Below are 24,490 nucleotides of genomic sequence, written 5' to 3'. Positions count from 1 at the left end.
TTACTTCAGATTTTCTTCAAACAACTTAAAAATCCGGCGGTATTCGTTCAGCCAGCTTTCAGGCTGACGGAAACCGTGCGGTTCCACCGGATAAATTGCCGTTTCCCAGTCTTCTTTCTTCAGCTCAATTAAACGCTGTACAAGACGAACACTGTCCTGAAAGAACACATTGTCATCAATCATTGGGGAATTGATAAGCAACGCATCTTCTAATCCGTCTGCAAAGTAAATAGGAGAGCTACGACGATACGCAATAGCATCGTCCTGCGGCAAGTTCAGAATGTTTGACGTATAGCTGGTGTTATAATGAGCCCAGTCAGTCACCGGACGCAAAGCAGAGCCAGCCTCGAATAAACCAGGCTCTTTAAACAAGGCCATAAAAGTCAAAAAGCCACCATAAGAACCACCATAGGTGCCTAACTTGTCGCCATCAACGTTCAAATCACTTTCTAAATAACCCGCAACGTCAACCAGGTCTTCAACTTCCGGTGTTCCCATTTGACGATAAATAGCGGTACGCCAGTCGCGTCCGTAACCTTTTGAACCTCGGTAGTCGAGGTCTGCCACTACATAGCCATTTTTATTCAGTAAGCTGTGGAACATGAACTCGCGGAAATAGCCTGACCAACCCATATGCGCATTCTGCAAATAGCCTGCACCATGAATGAACACAACCGCAGGGTATTCTTCTGCTCTGTTTTCATCAAAACCTTCAGGCTTATAGATACGGGTATAAATAGGCTCATCAACGTGAGAAGACTCAACCCCGACCAGTTCCGGCGCTGTCCAGTCAATACTCAAAAACTTCTCCGAAACCGTATGCGTCAGACGCTTAGCCGTTTCAGAGGAATTTACTGCTTTATGATAAAGCTCAGGTGGCATTAACGGTGTTGAATGAGTCAGCAACAGCTCATCACTTTCGGGGCTGAGCTCAAATGCGGTCATACCATCAAGGTCAGTCAAAGCTTCTGGTTCGCCGCTACCATCGGTTTTCACCCGGTACACTTCGTAGATACCAGGGTGTTCAATGTTCGCCTGAAAATACAGATAGTCTCCGCTACGATTTAAGTCGGCAGACTCCACAACATAATTACCTTTAGTTAACTGGCGCGTACTGCCATCAATGCTCGTCGCATACAACTGTGAATAACCATCAGCTTCGGACATAAACCACAATTCATTGTCATTTAACCAGCCAAATTCGTTGTGGGTGTAGTTAATCCAGGCTTCATCGTGTAAACGGTCTTGAGAAACCAACTTTTTACCGGAGGTGTCTACCGTAGCAAGCCAGCGGTCTTTGTTGTCCCAGGCTTCCAACATAACTGCAACTTCGGTGCCCTGCGCATTCCACTGAATAGCACCGTTATCCCAACCCCAGTCGGACATCAGAGTAATTGGACGCGGCTTCTCTTCAGAGGTATAGCTTTCGCCTTCTGCCTCAAGGTTTTCGCGCTTCACTTCTGCCAGTACATCTTCGTTCCAGCCCGGTAAAGTGTTATAAGTTAAAGTGGACTGGCTACCGTTAGTTAAATTCAGCAAAACCAACTGATGTTTAACCGGCTTGGCATCGGCGACACGGCGACGCACGTTCTCACTTTTTACGCGCCCGTCTTCGCTGATGTAGTTCGGCATAATATCGCCTTCATCACGCCAGCTTTGCGGCTCAGTAATAGCTACCAGTAAAAAGTCACCTTTTGGTGACAAACTGGCCGATACCAACTCTTTATTTTCAGGTAGGTAGAAAGGCTCAGGTGCCAGAGTTGAGTTTTGCGCTTGTAAATCGGAACGCTGAGCAAAACGTTCTTCCGATGCCTTACGCTCTTTTTGCACATACTCAAGAAGTTCTTGCTCTTCGCGAGCCAGGTAATCTTTAGGTTCTTCGTTTGCCTTAGGCTTTTCTTTAAAAGCTAATGAAGCAACCTGGCGGCTTAACCCCGAGTTCACATCAATAACAAAAAAGTTATTACCTTGCTGATAACTTAACTGACCATTAGTCATGGGCTGCAGGTTGTGCTGGCGGGCATCGTCACGGGTTAATTGACGTAGGCTACCATCATTAAAACGAACAAAAATGTTGCCTTCAAAGGTATAAGCCAAAAAGCTGTCATCCGCTGCATGAACTTTTTCATCGGCAACGTACTGGTGCAGGTTTTCTATCGCCACTTTCTGTGGTTCACCGGCACCATTTTCCAGCATCATCAAATCGCGAATGTCGCTGCCTTCGCGCTTTTGATAAAAAAGAATGTCCTCACCATCCATACTCCAGAAAGCCTGCTCCGGGAAACGTCCCATCCAGTCCGGATCAGCCATAATTTGTTCCATGGTGAGCTCGGCTGTCCCCTGCGCACTGGCAAGAGAGTTAGCTTGTAAGGTTGGTGTGTTTTTCTGCGTGTCAGCAGTATTCGTATTCTGAGGAGAGGTTGATGCGCAAGAGGCGACAAACAATGCCGCCCCAATGGCCATCACCAGACGTGACTTCACCATATTATTATTTTCCTTTTTAGGATCCCTGGATTATTGTGCATCCGCTTGATTTTCAGGCCTAGCCTGTTGCACTGCGTCAAGCGCCTGCAAACGTTCATGCACCGCCATTAAAGTTGGATATGCCGTTAAATCCAAATCAAAGCGTTGTGCATTGTATACCTGAGGTATCAAACAGATATCAGCCAATGTTACCGAATTACCATAGCAATAATCACCTGCATACTCGGTAAGCCGCTGTTCAAATGCGGTAAAACTTCGTTCTACCCAGTTAGCTATCCAGGCTGAGCGCTGTTTGTCGCTACAATTAAGCTCACCGGTTAAGTACTGAAGCACTCGTAAATTGGTAACAGGCTGCAGTTCACAGGCTAAATCATAAGCCAATGCTCTTGCCTTTGCTTTATCCGCGGGAGCCGAAGGCAGTATAGGAGTGTCCGGATAGCACTCTTCCAGATACTCAATAATGGCTAGGGACTGATTTAACCTAACGTCACCATCTATAAAAGTAGGAACCAACCGCGCAGGATTAAGCTTTCGATAAGCCTCACTGTGCTGTTGTCCACCATCTTTCACTAAATGCACCGGTTCGTATTCGTACGCCAGCCCTTTCAGGTTTAACGCAATACGAACCCGGTAACTGGCGCTTGAGCGCCAGTAGCCGTAAAGTTTCATCACTTTTCAGGACCTTCGTATTGAACAACTTTTTGATTGATGGTGCCGAATATTGACTGACCACCATCATCTTTCATTTCCATTTTGATGGTGTCACCAAACTGCATAAACTGCGTCGCTGGCTTGCCATCACGAATGGTTTCGATCATACGCACTTCGGCAATACAGCTGTAGCCAACACCACCTTCTTCAATAGAGGTTCCGTGGTCAGTTCCTTGCTTATTGGAAACTGTACCCGAGCCAATAATAGCACCAGCCCCTAAGTGACGAGTCTTCGCTGCATGAGCAACCAATTGGCCAAAGTCAAAGGTCATGTCTTCACCGGCATTAGGTTTACCAAAGGCTTTACCGTTATACTCTGACAATAAAGGTAAATGGACCTTATTGGCTTTCCAGGCATCGCCCAGTTCGTCTGGTGTTACCGCTACCGGCGAGAAAGCTGAGGATGGTTTACTCTGGAAAAAGCCAAAACCTTTGCCCAGTTCGCCCGGAATAAGCCCGCGCAATGAAACGTCATTCACCAGCATCAATAGCTTAATGTGTTGCCCCGCGTTTTTAGCATCAACACCCATTGGCACATCGTCGGTAACAATGGCAATTTCACCTTCAAAGTCGATGCCCCATTCAGTGCTGCCCATTTCAATATCGTCGTAAGGCGCTAAGAAATCATCAGAACCGCCCTGGTACATTAAAGGATCTTCCCAGAAGCTCGGTGGCATCTCGGCACCACGTGCGCGACGAACTAATTCAACGTGGTTTACATAGGCACTGCCATCGGCCCACTGATACGCACGGGGTAGAGGTGACTCACATAAAGCTTCATCGAACTGGACGCTGCCATCCACGTCGCTGTCGTTAAGCTGCTGATAGATTTTTTCGAGCTTAGGTGCAATGCCGTCCCAGTTATCGAGCAACTCTTGCATGCAAGACGCAATAGCAGGAACAGCTACTGCTGCATTTAAATTCCTACTGACGACCATTAACTGGCCGTCACGAGTACCATTTCTGTATGTGGCGAGTTTCATAAGTTGTTATTTCTCCTGCCAACTGTAAACGTAGTCCGGGTTTTCAACCGCTAGTGCCTCGTCGCTTGCTTGCAAGGCATCGCGGGTATCAAGCATAACCGCAACTTCGTCTGTGAATTTCTTTTTGTGCTCACGCCCGGCTTTAAATGCTTTCGGGTGTGGGCCATGAGTAAAGCCTGCCGGATGGAAGGTTACCATACCGCGGTCGATATTATCACGGCTGAAAAAGTCACCTTCATGATAGAACAGCACTTCGTCGTAATCGTCATTATTGTGATAGAAAGGCACTTTTAACGCGCCCGGATCTGATTCAATAGGACGCGGAACGAAGGTACAAACGACAAAACGATCAGCAACAAAAGTGGTGTGTGCCGACGGCGGCAAATGATAACGATGACTCATTAGCGGCCGGATATCACGCCAGTTCAAACGAACCGGAGCGAGTTCACCGTGCCAGCCTATCGCATCCAGCGGATTATAAGGGTAAGTAATAACCGACACCTGCTGATGACGTTTTACATACACCTGCCACTGTTCTTCGCTGTATTGCGCCTGAAACGCCTCATCGATATCCGGCGTATCCAGAACTGCCGGATCAAAAATAGCATGATTACCTACCAGACCTTTCTCCGGCAGGCTATAAGACCCATTAGTTGCCTCAATCATCAACAACTGCATGGTCTCATCAGGCTCAAGACGCCAGTTAGTAGAGCGGGGAATTAAAAAGTAGTCCCCTTTCACCAGGTGAATATGCCCGTAATCACAATGCAGATGACCACTGCCTTCATGAACAAAGAGCAAATCATCGCCGTCGGCATTACGCACTAAATAGTCCATTTTGCTGTGGCAATGCCACAAGCGAAAACGGCAGTTACTATTGTGCAATAAGTCAGGCGTTAACCAGGGGTTTTCCGGAGCTATGGCTTCTAATTTGTTAAAATCGAAAGCCCGTGGACGCAGAGGCCCACGCCACTCCGACCAACCGGTCGGAGCATGCTGATGGTGAAAATGCGTGGCCGGGCCAAAAAAGCCACTACGGCCAGCTTCACGTTCATAAATGGCTTGCTCCGGAAAGTCAGCGTGAGCTTGTCGTGATGACTTTCCCACCTGCTTCGGAAAGCTAATCCATTTACGCATCGCTTAGCACTCCCCGGCGAATCTGGTCTTCTTCAATGCTTTCAAACAAGGCTTTGAAGTTACCTTCACCGAAACCTTCGTTACCTTTACGCTGAATAATTTCGAAGAACACCGGGCCGATAACGGTCTGTGTGAATATTTGCAGCAAAATGCCGTCTTTTGTTGGTGCTCCGTCGATTAAGATGCGTTGTTCGCGTAACGCTTCCAAATCTTCTTCATGGCCTTCAACGCGGTCATTGACCTTCTCATAGTAGGTTTCAGGTGTATCCATGAAGTCCATACCAATGGAGCGCAGATCTTTTACGGTTTTATAGATATTGTCGCTGGTTAAAGCAATGTGCTGAATGCCTTCACCTTTGTATTCTTTTAAGTACTCTTCAATTTGCGATTTATCATCGTGAGATTCGTTAATTGGGATACGGATCTTACCGCAAGGCGCTGTCATCGCGCGGCTTAACAGGCCTGTTAGTTTGCCTTCAATGTCAAAGTAACGAATTTCACGGAAATTACCAATGCGCTCATAGAAGCCAGCCCAGGTATCCATGTTGCCGCGGAATACGTTGTGCGTCAGATGGTCTATTTCAAACAGACCAGCGGCGTGCCCGCTCATTTTCGCTTCCCAGTTTTCATAGAAGTCGAAATGCTGCTTATAAATTTCATGGTTTTCGTAGTTGTCGACAAAATACAACGCACTTTCGCCAATACCAAACACTGCTGGAACACCTTCAACAACGCCTTTATCAGCAGGAAAAGCTTTGGCACCATTTTCAAGTGAGTGCTTCAGTGCATGAGCCGAATCTTCGACACGCCATGCCATACCACAAACACTTGGACCATGGTCTTTCGCAAACTCTTCAGCCTGCCCACCCGGTTCAGCGTTAATAATGAAATTAATGTCGTTCTGTTTGTACAACCAGGCCTGCTTGCTGTTGTGCTTAGCAACTTCAGTGAAACCCAGTTTATCGAACAAGTCTTTTAAAGCATCAATGCCTTTCTGATCCGGAGCGGTATACTCAACGAACTCAAAACCGTCTGTATTTAACGGATTAATCATTTTATCTGTCATGGTTACTTCCTCTTATTATTCGGTTGTTAACACCATGACTGTAGCGGTAGTTGTGGGGAAAAGGCGAATAAGAGGAGAAGATAGCAAATTGCTGAAGTTAACGTTAAAACGTAAAGTTTAATGTACAGGCTGAACACTTGCTCTGGATCAAGGTACAGCCTGTTTAACTTGTAAAGCTTTTGTTACAAGACTACTTTTTTGTCTGTTCTGCTTTACGGGCACGACCACTGCGTTGCTTACCAATGCCATAATCGCGTAATTTATTAGCCACTGCAGTATGGGAAAGCCCTAAGCGTTTTGCCAATTGACGTGTACTGGGGAAGCTAGGATATAAACGGCGTAATACGTGGCTTTCAAAACGGCGTACCGCATCGTCCAGACTCATATCGTCGATATCCAGTGCTAGTTGGTCATCTTCCTGATTTAACTCAGGCAAACGGATATCGGCGGGCTCCAGTGTATAACCTTCTATCATTGAAACCGAGCGGAACATGGTGTTTTCCAACTGGCGCACATTACCCGGCCATTGATAACGCTTGAGTCGCTCTTTTGCGGCCCGGCTTAAACTTACCTGACTGCGCCCGAGCTTCTTACAAGCCTGAGTAACAAAATGCTCTGCCAACAACAAAATATCGCTTTTGCGTTCACGCAGCGGCGGGACATTCAGTGCCAGGACGTTAAGCCGATAATATAAGTCTTCGCGAAATTCGCCGTTTTCAACAAGTTCATAGAGATTCCCCTGCGCTGTGCAAATAACCCGTACGTCTACGCTAACTTCCTGCTCTTCACCTATACGGCGAAACACTCCGTCTTCTAAAAAGCGCAGTAATTTCGCCTGCAGGCCAATGGACATTTCACTGACAGAGTCCAGTAATACTGTGCCCCCGGCAGATTGTTCCAGAACCCCGGTTTTACGAGTGCTTTGGCTGCTTATGCTGCCTTCGCCATGACCAAACAGTTCGCTCTCAGCAACATTGTCTGGTAGTGCCGCACAATTTATGGCTAAAAAGGGTTTGTCCTGACGCTGGCTGGCTAGATGACAGGCTTTTGCCAACAGCTCTTTACCGACCCCCGTTTCACCTTCAATTAACAGCGGCGCGTCAAGCTCTGCCATACGCTGAGCATCTTTAATCACGCGCTTCATAGTGCTGTTATCGGTCAACAGACGTTCAAAGGCCTTCTCGTTAGTCTGACTCTGCCAGGTTGCGGTTACGGGCTCTGACTTACAAGTCATTACCGCACCAGCAAACGCCGTACTGCCTTCTTCGTCGTTAACCCAGATAGGTAGTAATTGAGCGTAATACTCCGAATTGCCTATGGTCACGGCCTCGTAAATGGGGTCACGGGGCTTTTTATCCAGCCAGCGCTGCAACGAGATGCCATGCACATAATGCATCAGCGGCTCACCTTTCAGGCTGTCTTCCTGACCCGCTAACAAACGCAAACCAGCATCATTAATAATGTCGATATGGCCTTTGCTATCAATAGAGAGAACCGGATCCGGCAAGGTACTTAACAGCAAACTAAATTCATAATGCTCTCGTTCAAACGGCATGTAAGGAATGGTTTTTACGTCAATAATATTGGGAATGCGACGAATCTGAGGCATCAAATGCCGAAAATCATCGAAGGCCAATTCTGGAAAATTGAGGAAGATTTTTCCTTTAGGATCGACTTCAATGCCACGTAAATCGATTTCGTGATCTCGCAAAATTTGCAGAACATCCTGACAGATACCCAGACGGTCATCACAAGTTATCTCAAGTCGCATAAACCCTACTGCATTGAACTAAATGTAAAGCAAATAATACACTATTGTTCCCGCGGACAAAACAAAAACCCCGGCCAATAGACCGGGGTTCCATGCAGTTCATCGACAAAGCTGCTTAAGCGTCAAGTACACTGTCGGTTTTTGCCGCCATAATAAAATCATTTTTATGCAAACCGTTAATGGCGTGAGTCCACCAGGTAACAGTTACTTTACCCCATTCAGTGACCAGCTCAGGGTGATGTTTTTCTTCCTCAGCAAGGTCGCCTACACGGTTAGTAAAAGCCAGCGCCTGCTTAAAGTTTTTAAACTTAAATTCGCGCTGCAACATCATAACGTTGTCGTTTGTCACCGGCGTCCAGTCAGGTATCTCACGCATCAGCTCTTTCAGTTCTTCATCGCTGACTTGTGGTGCGTCTGCATGACACGCTTCACAACGTGCATTTTCCAAGTTTGACATTCTTTAATACTCCTTTGCCTTAAGCTGCATCTTTGGGTGGAAATTTTGGTTCAAACAACCCTAGCTCCATAGCTTCATGAACCAGCGACATGATATCCATATCGGATATCTTAAACAGCTCGTCCACACTCTCTATGGTGTAGTAGATAGGTTGAATAATATCAATTCGGTACGGTGTACGTAGTGCATCTAACGCTTTCAGTGGCTTGCGCTCTGGCGTATCGCTGTTGACGGCGTATTCCGTTTCAGCCGGAGACGATAAAATACCGCCACCATAAATTCGGATACCCTCTTCGGTCTTCAATAACCCGAACTCTACGGTAAACCAGTACAGGCGAGCCAGATAGACCCGTTCTTTAGGTGTAGCTGCATAACCCAATTTACCGTATTGGTGAGTAAAGTGCGCAAACGCCGGGTTGGTTAATAGCGGGCAGTGTCCGAATATTTCGTGAAAAATATCAGGTTCCTGCAAGTAATCAAACTCTTCCCGCGTACGAATAAAGGTAGCTACCGGAAACTGCTTGTTTGCCAGTAAGCGGAAAAACTCATCAAATGGAATTAACGCAGGAACCTGAGCGACCTGCCAGCCGGTTTCACGTTCCAGTACTTCGTTAACTTCATGCATTTGTGGTAAGCGATCCTTCGGCAAGTCGAGTAATTCCAGTCCCTTCATATACTCATCGCAAGCTTTACCCGGTATGCATTCTAACTGACGCTCAACGAGATCTTTCCAAATCCCGTTTTCCTCATCACTCCAGTGAATAATACCGTTTTCATCCGGTTGCCTTGATACGTATTGACTTTGTTTACCCATAATTCAGCCTTGTTGCTTCCTCATTAATGTTTGATCGTTTTTGTTATTATTAGTTCATCTTTCGCAGAATTACGCGGACTTCTGCCACTGCACACGGCAGGCCTCCAGCGCCTGTTCAAGATCCGCAATAATATCGTCTGCTGCTTCTAAGCCTACCGCAATTCGGATCAATGTATCCGAAATCCCCGCCTTAAGACGAGCCTCCGGCGTATACGGGGAATGCGTCATTGACGCAGGGTGCTGAATGAGAGTTTCAGCATCGCCCAGACTCACTGCCAGAGCTATCATCCGCAATTGATTCAGAAAGTAACGTGCTTTCGCTTCATCGCCTTCCAGTTCAAAAGCAATAACCGCCCCGTTACGGCTCATCTGTTTACCCATTAAAGCTTGTGCCTCGTGGTCAGGAGCTCCGGGGTAGTAAATCTTTTTTATATCCTGCCGCGCGGCCAGAAAATCGTAAACCGCATCGGCGTTTTCACAGTGGCGCTGCATGCGCACATCCAGGGTTTTCAGACCACGCAGTATAAGCCAGGCGTCATGTGGACTGATGGTGGCGCCCATATCCTTTAAGGTTGTACTTTTAATGGTGTTAATATCGTCGTCACTGCCACAAATAATGCCGGCGACCACGTCACCATGACCATTGAGGAACTTAGTTGCACTGTGCACAACAATATCGGCACCATGTCGTTTGGGCTGCTGCATCAGTGGCGTCATAAAGGTATTATCCACCACCAGACGAATATCTGAGTCAGCAATTACCGCATGAACTTTTTCGATATCAACCACTTTCAGGTGCGGGTTAGCCGGGGTTTCCAGAAAAACTAAGCGGGTATTCTCACGCAGGGTTTCTTTCAACAGGCCTTCGTTGTTTAAATCAATAAAGTCGGCTTCGACGCCGAAGCGCTCAAACAACTCACTGAACAATGCAAAACTGCAACCGTAAATGGCATCTGATACCACAATATGATCACCGCTGCGCACAAAAGCCATAGTAGCCGCGGCAATAGCACCCATTCCGGTCGCTGCCGCAGCAGCAGATTCATAACCTTCAAGCGACGCCATCCGGCGCTCTAGCTCTGCTGTTGTCGGGTTACCTAAACGGCTGTAAATATAACCTTCTTCCTCGCCAGCAAAACGACGAGTGCCCTGCTCGGCAGAAGAAAACCGAAAAGTCGATGTCTGATAAAGTGGCGCGGTTAACGCCCCATGAGGGTCGTCATGCGCGGCTCCGGCATGAATTACCTGAGTCGCTGGCTGCCATTTATTATTATGTGTTTTTAAATCAGAAGACATGCGTTTTGGCTCGTTTGTCAGAAATTTGTTAACGAGCAACAGAGTGCAACGAGCTGACCTTAGTTGGCAATCTTTGCGCTGTGTCAAACCTCTAAAAAACTGTAACGCTAGTTTTCCACTTCCTGCTCAGATGTTGCTGTAGCCTTTTCCTGACGCGATTTATAAACAAAAGGTAACACGCTCTTTAGCTGGCTTAGTAAGTCTTTTTGCAGTTTTAAATAGCCTGGCTTTTTGACCTTTTCGAACGGCGTAGGTCGGCATAATTCAATCACTTGGTAGCCCAATCTGGCGGTGAGCAAACCGGCTCCTAAACCTTGTCCGGCCCGGGTTGATAAACGCGTTAATAGTTCAGCGCTAACCCACTGAGCGCCTAAATCTACCGCGACTTCGCTAAGCCCGGCATAAACAATATTGGCGAACACCTGACGCCATAAGCGAATTCTGGCCCAGTAACCCAGTTTTACACCGTACAGCTCAGCAATACGCGATATCATACGCTGGTTACGCCACATAACGATGAGCATATCCAGTAAAGCGAAAGGGCTCACTGCCACCATAGCAGCAGCTTCTGCCGACCAGCGACTGATAATACGGGTAGCCTGCTGGTCTATACGACTTAAGACATCCACTTCAAAACGTTCACGTTCTTCATCAGCGGACCAATACGGTTGTTTAATTTGCTGCCAGCGGTGTTCTAAATCCGGATGTTGCAAAAGCTGCAACTGTTGCTCCGGTTTGGGATCTTCAGACTGTTTTTTCCAGCGCCGTTTCAACTTTTGCAGCAACCAAACTTCGCGCACCATAAAGCTCAGTAACGCCAGCGCGATAACACCAAAACCAACCGCCCATAAACTGCCTAAAAATATGTTTTGTTGAAAACGCTCAATAACCATCAATACCGATTCAATAACGGCGGCGGTTAAAGCAACAACTAGCCCCAGTGCCAACCACTTACCCCAGCGACCAGCCTTTGCGCCCGCAGTTGCTTGGCCGGAACCTGGTTCGTGTCCGGATTGCTCAGGAATATTATCGATATCAGAAACATCAACCGCTGGTTCATCCACCGAATAGTAAGTTAATTTGCGCGGATCACTCATTTGAGTTTATCTCCCAGAACGTATTCAAGTAGCTGATCCAGCCGGATATGCGGCAGAGGTGAATTCTGCGCGGTAAAGCCGGGATAAAACTGCGGATAAATATAGCCTTGTTGCCAGTCCGCAGCCGTTGGTATGGCATCTGGTACCTCTGGTGCACCAACCCGGACAAACTCACGGTTCTCATTAATACCGTCCAGAACTGTCGTGCCGTTATTTAATTTCTTAATTTGACTGGTAGCAATACCGGCAACACTAAATACCCGGTGCGGTATTTGATCAAACTGCAGTTCCTGACGCTGCTTCTGCGTCATAACACGCAGTAAATCCGTCAGTTTTTTATGGTCTTGCGGGGCAATACTGTCGGCTTTTGTCGCAACCAGCGCGACTTTATCAATAACCGGCGACATCAACCGCTTAAGCAAACTGTTATTGCCATATGAAAAGCTCTTCATCAGTTCATTTATTGCCAACTGTAATTCAGCAAAATGATGCTCACCATTCTGCAACGCCTGCAGAACATCAACTAACACAACCTGCCGGTTAAAGTGCTTAAAGTATTTTTGATAAAACGGAGTCACAACATGCTGTTGATAGTAACGGTATTTCTCCCGCAAGCGTTTCGCCCAGGCAGCGGGTACTGGTTGTGACAACGGCCAGGGGAAAAACTCCAGCGCAGGGGCTCCCTCCAGCTCTCCGGGCAACACCATTCTTCCGGGCTGCAACAATAGTAATTTTTGCTCCCGACACTGGCGTAAAAAAGAGCGATAACCCGATGCCAGTTCACGTAATTGCTGCTCAGCTTTATCCTCTGACGCGGCGTTTGCTGTCGTCTGCACCTTAGTCAACCAGCTCTCTGCCAGCTTATGTCGTAGCTCAGCTTTCAGTAAGCGCTGCTGTTGCTGACTCCACTCGTCATAGCTCAGTTTTAGTAACGGCAAATCCAGCAGCCATTCGCCCGGATAATCAATTAAATCCAGTGTTAAGCGACGGGTATCGAGCACTCGCCCGGCTAACCCTCGATGCGGCTTATATTTTATTTCGACACGTATTTCACTCACATCGCGTGTCGACTGCGGCCACCGGGGCACATCTCCGGTTAAACAGTCTATAGCCCCTTCGTAGTCAAAACGCGAGACTTGCCAATTACTGCTGGTGTGTAAACGACAGCCATTAAGACGCTGCTGTTGCTTCACTTTAAAATAAGGCAATTGCTGCGTTTCGTTTGCATATAATAGCTGCTCAAGTAAACCGGTGATTAACGCGGTTTTTCCCGCTCCACTTAAGCCCGTTACAGCCAGACGTATATGACGATCAAACCCGCGATGAATAACGTCGCGGGTTTGGTGTTGTAGCTTTTGAAAACGGCTCACAGACGATTAAATTCTCGTTGAAGATTATAGTGATTCGAGGTTACGTACTTTTCCATTGATTGCAACTGTTGCTCCAGTTCATCAAACTCTCGCTTTATATCGCGAAAAGCTTCACGTGGCGGTTCTCCGCCCTGCCAGACCTTAGTCTTTACATCAACATTATGGCGCTCGGTATTCGGTAGCTTTTTATCCAGAATTAACCAACCGGCAATATAAAGTACAAAGAAAGAGCCATTAGTAAAAATCACTCCAGTAACAAAGGCCACTCGTATTAACCAGGGTTCCAGGTTCAGGTAGTCTGCAATACCGGCACAGACACCAGCAATTTTTCCTCGTTCGGAGTCACGACGCAGTTCTCGTTTCGGTCTTCGCTCGCTCATTGTCTGTCCCTCCAGCCCGGAGCGTCAGCATCCAGAATACGTTCCAGTGTCTGTACACGCTCACGGATGCGTTTTGCCTGATTCGCCAGTAACGCTAAAGATTCCCTTTCTTCCTCGTTCAATCCCTGATTCATTTGTCGTTTACTGCGGTAATGAAGGATGATCCAGATTGGCGCGACTATAATGACAAACAAAATAATCGGCGCCATCAACATCCCTAGTATTGCTTCAATATCCATTTTTTTAAGCCTGTTTTAAGAGTCTTGTTTGGTTTTTGAGCTCATACGAGCACGCAATGCTTCCAGCTCGTCATTCACTTTACTCTCGTTTTCCAGCTCTGCAAATTCGTCACGCAATGTCCGTTTACCCATATCATAAGATTCAACCTGGGCTTCTAAATCATCGATTTTAGCTTCGTAACGGTCAAACCGCTGCATCGCGTCATCGACTTTGCCACTATCAACCTGTTGCTTAACCTGCAAGCGGCTGCTGGCTGCCTTCTGGCGCATCAGAATCGCTTTTTGGCGAGACTTCGCATCGGCCAATTTTTCCTGAAGTTGACCAATTTCGTCGTTTAGCTTGTCCAGGTTTTCGTTAACTCGGTCCATTTCCTGCTGCAACGAGTCAACGCCCTGCTGTGCTTTTTGCTTTTCAATTAATGCCTGACGCGCTAAATCGTCACGCTCTTTGGTTAACGCCAGCTCAGCTTTTTTCTCCCAGTCCTGAACTTCGTTTTCCATCCGTTGCTGCTGACGCTGAATGTCTTTCTTTTCAGCTAACAGGCGCGCTGACGTAGAGCGTACCTCAACTAACGTATCTTCCATTTCCTGAATAATCAGGCGTACCATTTTTTGCGGATCTTCGGCTTTATCCAATAAAGAGTTGATATTGGAGTTCACGATATCGCTAAAACGTGAAAAAATACCCATAATAATGACCTCATACTGGTTTAATAAACAACTCGATGATTTATTATTCAAGTATCAGGCCAACTTTTATTTTAGCCATAACAATTTGTTTTATAGATATTTTTTAGAACTTGTGTAAATTTCACCCTTGCGGCAGTTCGTAAAATAAACTAATAATTAGCAAAAATAACTATAATATAAGGCATTCGACATGCGCCCTGAGCGAAAACCCGACAACCTCATCGGACAATCCAACAGCTTTTCCGATGTGCTGGAACAAGTGTCGCAGATTGCTCCTCTCGATAAGCCCGTATTAATTATTGGTGAACGTGGCACCGGTAAAGAGCTTATTGCGGCACGTTGTCATTACCTGTCCCGACGCTGGCAACAACAGTACATTACCCTCAACTGTGCCGCGCTGAACGAAAACTTACTCGACAGTGAACTCTTCGGGCATGAGGCTGGTGCTTTCACCGGGGCCGCTAAAAAACACGAAGGTCGTTTTGAACGCGCTGACAGTGGTTCGTTATTTCTTGATGAATTAGCCAATACGTCCTTACGGGTTCAGGAAAAGCTGCTGCGGGTTATTGAGTACGGAGAATTTGAGCGAGTGGGCGGCCGCCATTCGGTTAAAGTTGATACTCGCCTCATTGCCGCGACTAATGAAGACCTCCCGTCGCTTGCTGCCAAAGGCAAATTTCGTTCAGACCTGCTGGATCGATTGGCGTTTGATGTTATTACCCTGCCGCCCCTACGCGAACGCCGCGACGACATTATGCTACTTGCTGAACACTTTGCCATTTCTATGGCAAGGGAAATGGAACTGGAGTTATTCAGTGGTTTTTCCGAGAAAGCGCGTAAAACCTTGCTTGAATATCATTGGCCCGGTAACGTACGCGAGCTTAAAAACACGGTAGAGCGCAGCTTATATCGACTGGGAAATGGTCATGTCCCTATTCACGACATTATCATTGACCCGTTTAACAGTCCGTTCAGGCCAAAAACTCCGGTTACAGAAAAAGCTGTAGCACAAGAGCCGCCAGCTAATGAACAAAGCAATGCTGAAAGTAATGAAGTAATTGATATGCCAAAACTCAACGCCGATCAACCAATAGACTTTAAACAAAAGTCGCAAGAGTATGAAATTGATGTCTTGTCGCAAGCCTTACGTTTATGTCAGTTTAACCAAAAGAAAACAGCTAATTTTCTTGGACTGACTTATCATCAGTTACGAGGTTACTTAAAAAAGTATCAGTTATTGGAAGGGGCTTCTGCAGCTAATGATTAAAGCGTACGCGAATGTGGCTGTTATTGCAGCAGCGTTTCTCTCAGGCTGTCAGTCTGAGGAGCCAGAGCCTGCTCCTCTGGCCAACGGTATTATTTACTGTTCAGAAGGCAACCCCGCTTCGTTTAATCCTCAACTTGTTACCTCAGGCACCACCGTTGATGCAACTGCGGCTCAACTCTACGACCGGCTAATTGATTACGATGCTGAGCAACAAAAATTTGTACCTGCTCTTGCGAAGCGCTGGGAAACTTTGGATAACGGCACTCGTTATCGGTTTCATTTGCGCGAAGGCGTAAAGTTTCATACAACCAATTACTTTCAGCCCAGCAGGGAATTAACCGCTGAAGACGTTCAATTCAGTTTTAACCGGTGGCTGGATGAAACCAGTCTTTATCACCATGTTGGAGGGAGCTATCCCTTTTTCAGAGCCACAGGGCTGGATCAACTAATAAATAAAGTTGTCAAAATTGACAAAATGACAGTCGATATTGTGCTGAATAATGCCGACAGCTCGTTTTTAGCGAACCTTGCCACAGACTTCGCCATTATTTTATCCGCTGAATACGCCCAACAACTTTTGACTGAAGAACGGCCCGGGCAAATTGATGCTTTACCCATAGGAACCGGCCCCTATCGTTTCGAGAGTTATCGCAAAGACGTGTTAATACGTTACTCCCGACATCCGGGGTATTGGCGGGAAGGCCCCGGAATTGAGCATCTGGTGTATTCTATTACCCCTAACGCAAACAAACGTATGCTTAAGCTGGTTACCGGCGAATGCGACATTATTCCTTACCCGCTGGTAAGTGAATTACAAGCACTCAACAGAGAGCAGTTGATTGTCACCGATGAGGTGAGTCCAAACGTCTCTTTCTGGGCGTTTAATACTGAGAAAGAACCTTTTGATGACCCTAGGGTTCGTCAGGCTCTGAGCCACGCCATTAACCGCGAAGCAATTATTCAGACCATATATTACGGTAATGCTGAGCTCGCACAATCAATACTACCGCCAACATCCTGGGCTTATGATGACCGTGGAATTCAGTATCAGTATGACCCGGAAAAAGCCAAACGTTTATTGGAAGAAGCCGGTCATTCAAATTTGAATATTAACATCTGGGCCATGCCGGTACAGCGCGTCTACAACCCTAACGCCCGCAGAATGGCGGAACTGATGCAGTCAGACTTAGCTCAAATTGGTGTCTCAGCACGCATTGTTTCTTATGAATGGAACACCTTTCGCCGACGCCTTTCTCGTGGCGAACACGATACCGTGCTCATTGGTTGGTATGCCGACAATGCTGACCCTGATAACTTCTTCAGACCACTGTTGAGCTGTGCTGCCGTAGCTACCGGTGGCAACCGGGCTAACTGGTGCCACCCGGGTTTTGACCAGTTGCTTTACAGCGCCATTGCAACCACGGTTCCGGAAGAACGTAAAGCTCTGTATCAGTCAGCTCAGCACTTACTGAACCAGCAACAACCTTTATTGCCTATTGCCCACTCAAAACGCTTTCAGGCACAGCAGAAAAATATCAGCGGCGTGGAACTTCCTCCATACGGAGGTATTAACTTTCGCCTGGCCACTAAAGATACTGCGGAGGAAGAATCACAATGACCCGCTATCTTATAGGCCGTTTAAGCGTTTTTATTATTGCTGTGTTTTTACTAACGGTGTTTAGTTTTAGCCTCAATTACTTGTTTCCGGGCGATCCAATAACCAATATGAGCGGCATTCGGTCGTTCCAGAGTAGTTATCCACTCATGGTTGAACTGCGTGGCGGTGACCAGAACCTGGCCATTCAATACATGCGTTACCTGCAGCACTTATTTGCCGGCGACTGGGGGTTATCACTGAGTAATGGTACACCGGTATTTGCCGATGGTATTCAACACTTTATGGCCTCAATGGAGCTCATTCTTCTGGCCTTACTGGTTGCCATTATTTTTGGTTTACCATTAGGTGTATTTGCTGCCTCCCGCTTTCGTCAGCGCTCCGATCAGACGGTAATAAGTCTGGCTATGGTTGGTTACTCTATCCCGGTTTTCTGGTTAGCGCAGTTACTGATACTACTGTTTGCGATAAAACTCGGTTGGTTCCCTATTACCGGCCAGATAAACCCTTTATATGGCGTCGAACCACAAACCGGTTCAATTCTCATAGATGTATTTTTAAGTAGCTCGGAATATAAAGCCGCGGCGCTTCAGGACGCTTTAAATCATATTGTTCTGCCGGTGATCATACTGGCTATCATGCCAATGATGCTGTTACTGCGCTTAATGCGAAATGCAACCCAGGAAATGTTGCAAAAACCTTTCGTAAAAGCGGCTCGTGCCCGCGGGTTAAGTGAATTTAGAGTACTGGTAAAACACGCTATTCCTAATGCCGTGCAATCGGTACTGCAACAGACCACCCTAATTTTCAGTTTACTGTTAACCAACAGCATTGTGGTTGAATCCATTTTTAACTGGCCGGGAATGGGCAATTGGCTTATCCGCAGTATTTTTGAACGTGACTACCCTATTATTCAGGCCGCTGTTTTAATGTTTGCTTTCGTTATTTTGTTCTTTAACTTACTGGTCGAGCTATATCATGGCTGGCGATTCCCAATAGTGAGGCACGAACAATATGCCACACGTTAATCTTTACCATCACGATGAAACCCCGTCGCCACTCAAGCTAGTCTGGAAGAGCTTCCGCTCAAGGTTTCTCTCTATGGCAGCCTTGTATGTTCTGCTGGCAATGATATTGGTCGTGTTGCTGTCCCCCTTGCTCGCACCCTTTAATACGTCAGCCCAGTTCTCTGATGCCATTGCACTTCCCCCTTCATGGGTTGAAAGCGGCAATATGAATTATTTATTTGGCACCGACGATTTAGGTCGGGATATGTTATCGCGACTATTAATTGGTGGACTATACAGTCTGGGACTACCGATACTTATGGTTTCAGTATCCTCACTAATTGGCATGAGCATAGGGGCTCTTGCCGGTATTGACCGAACCATAAAATACCAAAGCTTATCGCGGCTTTTTGATACTTTGCTGTCCATTCCTTCCTTCTTGATGGCGCTTATCATTATTGCGATTCTCGGTACCGGCTTTAATAATGTAGCTTTTGCTATAACGCTTTCATTAATTCCACAGTTTATTTTCGTTACCCGCAATGCGGTGCATGAAGAATGGCATAAGGACTACGTTACCGCCTCAAGACTCAATGGTTGCTCCAAAGCCTACTTGCTTTACCGAGTGATATTACCTAACGTGACCCCCACATTGGTCATGCAGCTTACGGTATCGCTTTCCGTTGCTATCATGGATATTGCGGCTCTTAGCTTTCTTGGGCTGGGTATTCAGGCACCAACTCCCGAATGGGGCAGTATGCTGGCGCGCAGCCTGGACGAGGTGTACTTATCACCCTGGTCAATGGTGCTACCGGGCGTAACCTTGTTTATTACTATTATGGCCATTAACATTGTCGGAGACAGCCTGCGCCGTGCATTAAAAGAAAGGGTTAACAGCTAATGCAGTTACTCGATATACGCAACCTGACAGTAGAGATGCAGACAGCGCACGGCATCGTCCGGGTACTTGATAAAGTCAATCTGCAGCTTACCGAGGGAGAAATTCACAGTATTGTGGGCGAATCCGGGTCGGGGAAAAGTTTGCTGGCAAAAGCCATTATGGGTTTTATCAACCCCAACTGGCAGGTTACCGCCGACAGACTTTGGTGGAACGGACAGGATTTACTGGCAATGACGCCGAAGCAGCGCCGGCAAATTACCGGCCGCGATATGGCTATGATTTTTCAGGACCCTAATGCGTACCTCGATCCTAACAGCACAGTAGAGCAACAAATTGTGGAAGCTATTCCACAAGGGGATGTTCGAGGCACATTCATGCGTCGCCGGGTTGATCGTAAAACCCGGGTTAAAAGGCTGCTTCACCGAGTGGGTATTCGCGACCACGAATCTATAATGGAAAGCTACCCTTTTGAATTGTCTCAGGGCATAGCGCAAAAAGTGAGTATTGCTATAGCCATTGCTCACCGTCCCAGACTCCTTATTGCCGACGAACCCACCACCGCGATGGAACCTTCAACCCGTTTACAGATCCATCGTTTGCTGGCACGACTGGCGGTTAGCCAAAAAATGTCCGTGGTACTGATTTCTCAAGATGTCGGCTCAATTTTGCCTGAGACCAAGCGCTTAACCTTGCTTTACTGTGGGCAGCTAATGGAGACTGGCCCTGCTCAGGACATTTTGTCAGAGCCGGCGCACCCTTACACCGATTCGATGCTCCGCATGTCGTTACAAACGCAGCAAGAGTTGCCTCACAAGGCGCGTTTACCGACCTTGCCTGGTTCTATACCAACATTGCGGCATATGCCAATTGGGTGTCGTCTGGGGCCCCGGTGCCCATACGCTCAAAAAACTTGCGTTAAAGCACCGCGGGCGACTCACGACCGACAACGCGTGTATCATTGCCATTTCCCGCTACTGGACAGCAGCTCATGAGCCACTTACTGGAAGTCCGAAACCTAGGCAAAACCTACCGCTCCCGAAAAGGCTGGCCATGGACTCCTAAGTCGGTAGCGATAGAACCTTTGTCTTTCACCCTTGAAGCCGGAGAAATATTGGCTGTAATGGGCGAGACCGGATCGGGAAAGTCGACCCTGGCACAAATTATTGGTGGTGTAGATACCGCGACCAGTGGCGAAATTCTACTGAATGGTCAAAAGCTCCATAGCAATAACTATCCGCAGCTATGTAACAATATTCGTATGATATTTCAGGACAGCGAAAATTCCCTGAATGCGCACCTCAACATAGGTAAACAGCTGGAAGAGCCTTTGTTATTTAATACTCAGTTAACAGCCGCCGAGCGCCAGGAGCGGGTAAATTTAACCTTGCAACGCGTTGGTATGCTACGGGAGCACTGGGAGTTTTATCCTCATATGCTGTCCAGTGGGCAAAAACAAAGGGTCTGTATTGCGCGTGCCATTATTCTGGAACCGCAGATTGTTGTCGCCGACGAAGCCCTGGTTGCACTTGACCCATCAATTAGAGCTCAAATCATTAATCTTATGCTCGATCTTCAGAAAGATATGGGTATTTCTTACATTTTAGTGACACATTCGCCGCAAATCGTGAAACACATTGCGGATAAGATCTTAATTTTATATCGTGGTAAAATGATCGCGTTTGATAAAACAGACATAGTACTAGAGGACACGCAGCAAACTTACGTTCAACAGTTGCTGCACGAACATTTAAAACAAAACATTCAATATAACAGCGACAGAAGCGCTAAGATCGCTGACTAAAAACTAAAAAACGGGAGTTTAATGTGGAAACAGGTACTCTGATATCACTAGCGCTGTACTTTATTGTCATGCTAGGTATTGGGCTTTACGCCTATAAAAAGTCTACCGACTCAGTTTCAGGCTATATGCTTGGAGGACGAGGCTTAGGCCCTGCAGTTACGGCATTATCAGCAGGGGCATCCGATATGAGTGGTTGGATGTTGATGGGCTTACCCGGTGCAATTTACGTCTCTGGCGTGTCACAGTTGTGGATTGCAGTGGGTCTGGTCATTGGTGCATTCTTAAACTATGTCATTGTGGCGCCCCGCCTCAGAACCTACACCGAAGTTGCTAACGACTCAATTACGATACCCGACTATTTTGCCAATCGTTTCACTGACAAAGGTCGTCGGCTGCGTATCTTTTCTTCAGTTGTTATTATCATCTTTTTCACCTTGTACACTTCTGCCAGCTTAGTTGCGGGAGGCAAGCTGTTCGACAGTTCCTTCGGCATGGACTACACCACAGGGCTCTGGGTAACGGCCGGCGTTGTCTGTGCTTACACCCTGTTCGGGGGCTTTTTGGCGGTGAGTATGACCGACTTTGTGCAAGGCTGTATCATGTTTGTCGCTTTGGTCTTAGTGCCTATTGTGGCCTTTGCGGAACTCGGCGGCTACAGTAGTGTTGTTGGTCAAGTTGGAGACATTGATCCTAACTTCTTAGACTTTTTCTATGACGTCAAAGAATCCACAGCTTTAGGAGTTCTCGGAGTTATCTCGTTACTGGCTTGGGGTTTGGGTTATTTTGGTCAACCACATATTATCGTGCGTTTTATGGCCATCCGCTCAGTTAGCGATGTCAAAGCTGCTCGCCGTATCGGTGTATCGTGGATGATAGTTTCTATCATTGGCGCCATGGCAACAGGCTTTGTCGGTATTTCTTACGTATCAGAGACCCAAATGAGTCTTCCTGATGCCGAAACGATTTTTATTATTTTCTCGCAGTTCTTGTTCCACCCGTTAATTAGTGGGTTCCTGCTGGCCGCAATTCTGGCCGCAATTATGAGCACCATTTCTTCGCAATTACTCGTGAGTTCAAGCTCTTTAACCGAAGACTTTTACAAAGCCTTCTTACGTAAAGATGCGAGCCAAAAAGAACTTGTTCTTGTCGGACGTATATCTGTTCTGGCGGTTTCCCTTGTAGCTATCTGGCTTGCCTGGGATCCAGAAAATACTATTCTTGATCTGGTCAGCAATGCCTGGGCAGGATTCGGCGCAGCCTTCGGTCCTGTAGTCATTCTTAGCCTTTTCTGGAAACGTATGAATCGCCACGGTGCATTAGCCGGCATGTTGGTTGGCGCCATCACGGTTCTGTTCTGGATTTATGGACCGACTTTCGGTGGCGAGCAGCTTTCGGCCTATGTGTACGAAATAGTACCAGGCTTTATCCTGTCTACTCTCGCGGTTATCATCTTCAGTAAGCTTACTGCTGAACCAAACCAAGAACTTCAGGATAAATTTGATGAAATGGAAAGTGTCATTGATGATTACTACCATGGCGACAAAAAAGGCTAAGCTATTTACGCCTTGTAACTGATAAAAAGACCAGCCCATCGTGGCTGGTCTTTTTTGTTTTGGAAGTCCGGCCTATAGTGGTAGAAAAACAAGAAGGTAACCACTATGGCTAAATTAAATATTATTGCATCCGCGGCGCTCGCATTTTCCTGCGCGGCAACAACCTTACCCAGTAATGCCGGTGACCGTATTACCGGGCATCACTTTGCTACCCGCTCGGAAGCTATGGCGCCTACGGCAATGGCCGCAACAAGCCAGCCATTAGCCACGCAAGTTGCGTTAGATATTATGCAAGAAGGCGGTAATGCAATAGATGCCGCTATTGCAGCTAATGCGGTATTAGGTCTGGTCGAGCCAACCGGAAACGGCATTGGTGGCGACCTCTACGCCATTGTCTGGGATGCTGAGGCTAAGAAACTTCATGGCCTCAATGCCTCTGGCCGTTCTCCGCAAAGCTTAACGCTCGACTATTTTAAAGAAAACGGATACGAGTCAATTCCGGCTCGCGGGGTTCTTCCCTTATCCGTTCCCGGAGCAGTAGATGGCTGGTTTGAGCTGCACGACCGTTTTGGTGAGGCGAGCATGGAGAAAATTCTGCAACCCGCTATTAACTATGCAGAGTCTGGCTTTCCGGTGACTGAAGTTATCGCTTATTACATGAAGCGCAACGCCGAAGTGCTGAAAGATATTCCCGGTTTTGCCGATGTCTTTATGCGTGACGGCAGTGTTCCGGAGAAAGGCGAACGTTTTAAAAACCCCGACCTTGCCAACACATACAAAACACTGGCAAATGAGGGCCGCGACAGCTTTTACAAAGGGAAGATAGCCCGTACTATCAGTGACTTTGTCGAAAAGCACGACGGCTTTCTCTCATATGAAGATTTAGCGCAACACAGCTCCACCTGGGTTGATCCCGTATCCACTAACTATCGTGGCTACGACTTATGGGAATTGCCACCCAATACACAGGGTATTGCGGCGCTGCAAATTCTGAATATGCTTGAGCAATTTGATATCAAAGCTATGGGTTATGATAGCCCCGAGTACATTCATCATTTTGTAGAAGCCAAAAAGCTGGCGTTTGAGGACCGTGCTAAATACTATTCAGACCCATCGTTCAATGACGTTCCCGTTCAAGGTCTTATTGACAAAGAGTACGGTAAAAAGCGTGCGCAGTTGATTAATTCTGAACGCGCCGGACGCTCTTATGAGCCGGGTAACCCGCCAACAGAGGGCGACACTATTTATCTGACCACTGCCGATAAAGATGGCAATATGGTGTCACTGATTCAAAGTAACTACCGCGGTATGGGTTCCGGCGTTACTCCAACCGGTTTAGGTTTCGTTCTGCAAAACCGGGGCGAGCTCTTTGCATTAGACCCAAACCACCGTAACGTATTTGAACCAGGTAAACGCCCTTTCCACACCATTATCCCTGCCTTCGTCACTAAAGACGGTAAGCCGCTTATGAGCTACGGGGTTATGGGAGGGGCTACGCAACCACAGATGCATGCGCAAATTCTTATCAACCTCATTGATTTTGGTATGAACCTTCAAGAAGCCGGAGACGCGCCGCGTATTCTGCATACAGGTTCGAGTCAGCCAACCGGGTCGCTGATGGAAGATGGTGGCGTTATTAGTCTGGAAAATGGCTTCTCAAAAAACACTCGCCGTGAATTAATAAAAATGGGTCACACACTACAGGAAGCCGTGGGACCCTACGGTGGCTATCAGGCTATCTGGAAAGACCATGAAGAAGATATTTATATTGGAGCTTCTGAAAGCCGTAAGGATGGGCACGCCGCTGGTTATTAACAGCAATAGCCGTTTCGTCTCAGAACAGACGAAACG

Annotated in this window: 22 protein-coding genes; 8 read left to right on the top strand and 14 right to left on the bottom strand. The window is 47.1% G+C overall.

Translation table 11 applies throughout. From position 1 onward, the window contains the following. The 14 genes from ACN0TF_RS02450 to pspA form a co-directional block, all read right to left on the bottom strand. A complete protein-coding gene (locus ACN0TF_RS02450) occupies positions 1-2,484 on the bottom strand; it encodes a prolyl oligopeptidase family serine peptidase (RefSeq protein WP_417440617.1) in 2,484 nt (827 codons plus the stop codon). Positions 2,485-2,514: 30 nt separating this feature from the next. Beyond that, positions 2,515-3,153 (bottom strand): maleylacetoacetate isomerase, encoded by a 639-nt coding sequence (maiA, locus tag ACN0TF_RS02445; RefSeq protein WP_417441105.1) that lies wholly within the window; start codon positions 3,151-3,153, stop codon positions 2,515-2,517. Then, on the bottom strand, positions 3,153-4,178 hold the full coding sequence (locus tag ACN0TF_RS02440; protein WP_417440616.1) for a fumarylacetoacetate hydrolase family protein: 1,026 nt from the start codon (positions 4,176-4,178) through the stop codon (positions 3,153-3,155). The genes maiA and ACN0TF_RS02440 overlap by 1 nt, the downstream gene beginning before the upstream one ends. Positions 4,179-4,184: 6 nt before the next feature. After that, a complete protein-coding gene (locus ACN0TF_RS02435; protein ID WP_199493750.1) occupies positions 4,185-5,315 on the bottom strand; it encodes a homogentisate 1,2-dioxygenase in 1,131 nt (376 codons plus the stop codon). Then, the gene (gene hppD, locus ACN0TF_RS02430) at positions 5,308-6,381 is read right to left on the bottom strand and encodes a 4-hydroxyphenylpyruvate dioxygenase (RefSeq protein WP_417440615.1); all 1,074 of its coding nucleotides are present in this window, start codon (positions 6,379-6,381) and stop codon (positions 5,308-5,310) included. Before hppD ends, ACN0TF_RS02435 begins: the two co-directional genes overlap by 8 nt. 190 nt (positions 6,382-6,571) lie before the next feature. Further along, positions 6,572-8,152, bottom strand: coding sequence for a transcriptional regulator TyrR (gene tyrR / locus ACN0TF_RS02425; RefSeq protein ID WP_417440614.1), 1,581 nt, complete (start codon positions 8,150-8,152; stop codon positions 6,572-6,574). 115 nt (positions 8,153-8,267) lie between these two features. Continuing rightward, positions 8,268-8,609 carry a 4a-hydroxytetrahydrobiopterin dehydratase gene (locus tag ACN0TF_RS02420; RefSeq protein ID WP_034820683.1) on the bottom strand — a complete coding sequence of 114 codons (342 nt, stop codon included), beginning with the start codon at positions 8,607-8,609 and terminating at the stop codon, positions 8,268-8,270. 19 nt (positions 8,610-8,628) lie between these two features. Beyond that, positions 8,629-9,423, bottom strand: a complete 795-nt coding sequence (gene phhA / locus ACN0TF_RS02415; protein ID WP_417440613.1) for a phenylalanine 4-monooxygenase — start codon at positions 9,421-9,423, stop codon at positions 8,629-8,631. Between the two features lie 69 nt (positions 9,424-9,492). Further along, complete coding sequence (locus ACN0TF_RS02410) at positions 9,493-10,719, bottom strand: trans-sulfuration enzyme family protein (RefSeq protein ID WP_417440612.1); 1,227 nt, start codon at positions 10,717-10,719, stop codon at positions 9,493-9,495. A 107-nt stretch (positions 10,720-10,826) separates the two neighbouring features. After that, entirely contained in the window at positions 10,827-11,816 is a 990-nt protein-coding gene (locus ACN0TF_RS02405) for a YcjF family protein (protein WP_417440611.1), read from the bottom strand. Further along, positions 11,813-13,186: a YcjX family protein gene (locus tag ACN0TF_RS02400; RefSeq protein WP_417440610.1), complete on the bottom strand. Its 1,374-nt coding sequence runs from the start codon at positions 13,184-13,186 to the stop codon at positions 11,813-11,815. Before ACN0TF_RS02400 ends, ACN0TF_RS02405 begins: the two co-directional genes overlap by 4 nt. Continuing rightward, complete coding sequence (gene pspC, locus ACN0TF_RS02395) at positions 13,183-13,566, bottom strand: envelope stress response membrane protein PspC (RefSeq protein ID WP_034820668.1); 384 nt, start codon at positions 13,564-13,566, stop codon at positions 13,183-13,185. The genes ACN0TF_RS02400 and pspC overlap by 4 nt, the downstream gene beginning before the upstream one ends. Continuing rightward, a complete protein-coding gene (gene pspB / locus ACN0TF_RS02390) occupies positions 13,563-13,805 on the bottom strand; it encodes an envelope stress response membrane protein PspB (protein ID WP_011233982.1) in 243 nt (80 codons plus the stop codon). The genes pspC and pspB overlap by 4 nt, the downstream gene beginning before the upstream one ends. A 15-nt stretch (positions 13,806-13,820) precedes the next feature. Further along, entirely contained in the window at positions 13,821-14,495 is a 675-nt protein-coding gene (gene pspA / locus ACN0TF_RS02385) for a phage shock protein PspA (protein ID WP_034820665.1), read from the bottom strand. Positions 14,496-14,685: 190 nt separating this feature from the next. Here pspA and pspF point away from each other — a divergent pair, with 190 nt between their 5' ends. From pspF to ggt, 8 genes are all read left to right on the top strand, one after another. Continuing rightward, complete coding sequence (pspF, locus tag ACN0TF_RS02380) at positions 14,686-15,762, top strand: phage shock protein operon transcriptional activator (RefSeq protein WP_417440609.1); 1,077 nt, start codon at positions 14,686-14,688, stop codon at positions 15,760-15,762. Further along, on the top strand, positions 15,755-17,380 hold the full coding sequence (locus ACN0TF_RS02375; RefSeq protein WP_417440608.1) for an ABC transporter substrate-binding protein: 1,626 nt from the start codon (positions 15,755-15,757) through the stop codon (positions 17,378-17,380). Before pspF ends, ACN0TF_RS02375 begins: the two co-directional genes overlap by 8 nt. Next, entirely contained in the window at positions 17,377-18,405 is a 1,029-nt protein-coding gene (locus ACN0TF_RS02370) for an ABC transporter permease subunit (RefSeq protein WP_417440607.1), read from the top strand. Before ACN0TF_RS02375 ends, ACN0TF_RS02370 begins: the two co-directional genes overlap by 4 nt. Continuing rightward, entirely contained in the window at positions 18,392-19,285 is an 894-nt protein-coding gene (locus ACN0TF_RS02365) for an ABC transporter permease subunit (protein WP_417440606.1), read from the top strand. The genes ACN0TF_RS02370 and ACN0TF_RS02365 overlap by 14 nt, the downstream gene beginning before the upstream one ends. Beyond that, the gene (locus ACN0TF_RS02360; RefSeq protein ID WP_011233988.1) at positions 19,285-20,277 is read left to right on the top strand and encodes an oligopeptide/dipeptide ABC transporter ATP-binding protein; all 993 of its coding nucleotides are present in this window, start codon (positions 19,285-19,287) and stop codon (positions 20,275-20,277) included. Before ACN0TF_RS02365 ends, ACN0TF_RS02360 begins: the two co-directional genes overlap by 1 nt. Beyond that, positions 20,274-21,086, top strand: coding sequence for an ATP-binding cassette domain-containing protein (locus ACN0TF_RS02355; RefSeq protein ID WP_011233989.1), 813 nt, complete (start codon positions 20,274-20,276; stop codon positions 21,084-21,086). Before ACN0TF_RS02360 ends, ACN0TF_RS02355 begins: the two co-directional genes overlap by 4 nt. 23 nt (positions 21,087-21,109) lie before the next feature. Further along, positions 21,110-22,639, top strand: coding sequence for a sodium/proline symporter PutP (putP, locus tag ACN0TF_RS02350; protein ID WP_110014034.1), 1,530 nt, complete (start codon positions 21,110-21,112; stop codon positions 22,637-22,639). A 105-nt stretch (positions 22,640-22,744) separates the two neighbouring features. After that, entirely contained in the window at positions 22,745-24,454 is a 1,710-nt protein-coding gene (gene ggt / locus ACN0TF_RS02345; protein ID WP_417440605.1) for a gamma-glutamyltransferase, read from the top strand. Positions 24,455-24,490 lie beyond the last annotated feature (36 nt).

This window comes from Idiomarina sp., from assembly GCF_048265525.1.
GTDB lineage: Bacteria > Pseudomonadota > Gammaproteobacteria > Enterobacterales > Alteromonadaceae > Idiomarina.
The sequence above is the reverse complement of the archived record's forward strand: the minus strand, read 5'-3'. Positions and strand labels throughout refer to the sequence as shown.